General features: G+C 74.1%; 1 protein-coding gene. It reads right to left on the bottom strand.

What is annotated here, in order from left to right; all coding sequences use genetic code 11:
* Nucleotides 1-158 precede the first annotated feature (158 nt).
* The coding region (locus tag AX737_RS09640; RefSeq protein ID WP_082772972.1) for an oligopeptide transporter, OPT family at nucleotides 159-1,111 on the bottom strand (953 nt) is incomplete at its 5' end.

Raw genomic sequence — 1,111 nt, 5'->3', positions numbered from 1 at the left:
CCCCAAGGGTGTCACACCCTTGGGCGGGGTCCGGGGCGCGCAGCCCCGGGTTTGATCTCCGCCCCCGGCTTCGCCGGGGGCGGAGATCAACAGCAGGGTTCCACCCTGCACCCGCCAAAGGTCTCGACCTTTGGAATCCGGGACCTTTCGGGACCGCCTCAGCCCGGCGCCCGGGCCGTCAGCCGGTAGAACGCCCCGAGGCCGATACCGAACACCGCGAGCCCGAGCCAGGTCGCGGCCGGCCCCTCGAAGCCCAGCGCCAGCACGCCCGAGCGGCCCGAGAGCCAGTCGGCCCCGGCGAGCAGCACCCCGACGCAGCTCTCGCCGACCAGGAACCCCGAGGCCAGCAGCACGCCGCGCCGCCGCGCCGCCTCGACCGCGCCCGCCCGCTCCGCCTCCGGGGTGCGGCGGCGCAAATGCCGCTCGGCGAGCCAGCCCAGGATGCCGCCCAGCGCGATCGTCATCTCGACGCTGAGCGGCAGGTACATGCCGATGCCCACGGTCAGCGCCGGGAAGGTCAGCCCGCGCCGCCGCAGCCGCGCCTCCAGCACCACCAGCACGGCCCCGAGGCCGATCCCGATCAGCACCATGGTCCAGGGCAGGGTGCCGCCGACGATGCCCGTCGCGATCTGCGTCACCAGCGCCGCCTGCGGCACCGCCATGGCGGAATCCGCGCTCATCCCCTCCCGCGGCAGGGCGCCCGCGAAGCCGTAGGCCTCGTAGAGCAGGGCCATCAGCGGCGCGATCACCGCCGAGCCCACCACCACGCCGACGATGAGCACCACCTGCTGGCGCCAGGGCGTGGCATCGACGAGCTGGCCGGTCTTGAGGTCCTGCAGGTTGTCGTTGGCGATCGACGCCGTGGTGACGATGACCGCCGCCACCAGGAGGGCGGCGGCCACCACGAAGCGCTCGCCCTCCGGGCCCGCCGCCCGGCCGAGCAGCAGCGGCAGCAGCAGCGCCGCCGCCATGGTGGTGAGGATGCCGATCCCCGAGATCGGGCTCGACGAGGAGCCGAGGAGGCCGGCGAGATAGCCGCAGGCCGCCGCCATCAGGAAGCCGAAGACCAGCACGAACAGGGTGAGCACGCCGACCAGCACCGGCAGCATCC

Origin of the sequence: Methylobacterium sp. CCH5-D2, from assembly GCF_001556475.1 — a bacterium.
GTDB lineage: Bacteria > Pseudomonadota > Alphaproteobacteria > Rhizobiales > Beijerinckiaceae > Methylobacterium > Methylobacterium hispanicum.
Note: the sequence above shows the minus strand (reverse complement) of the source record. Positions and strands in the feature narration are given on the sequence as shown.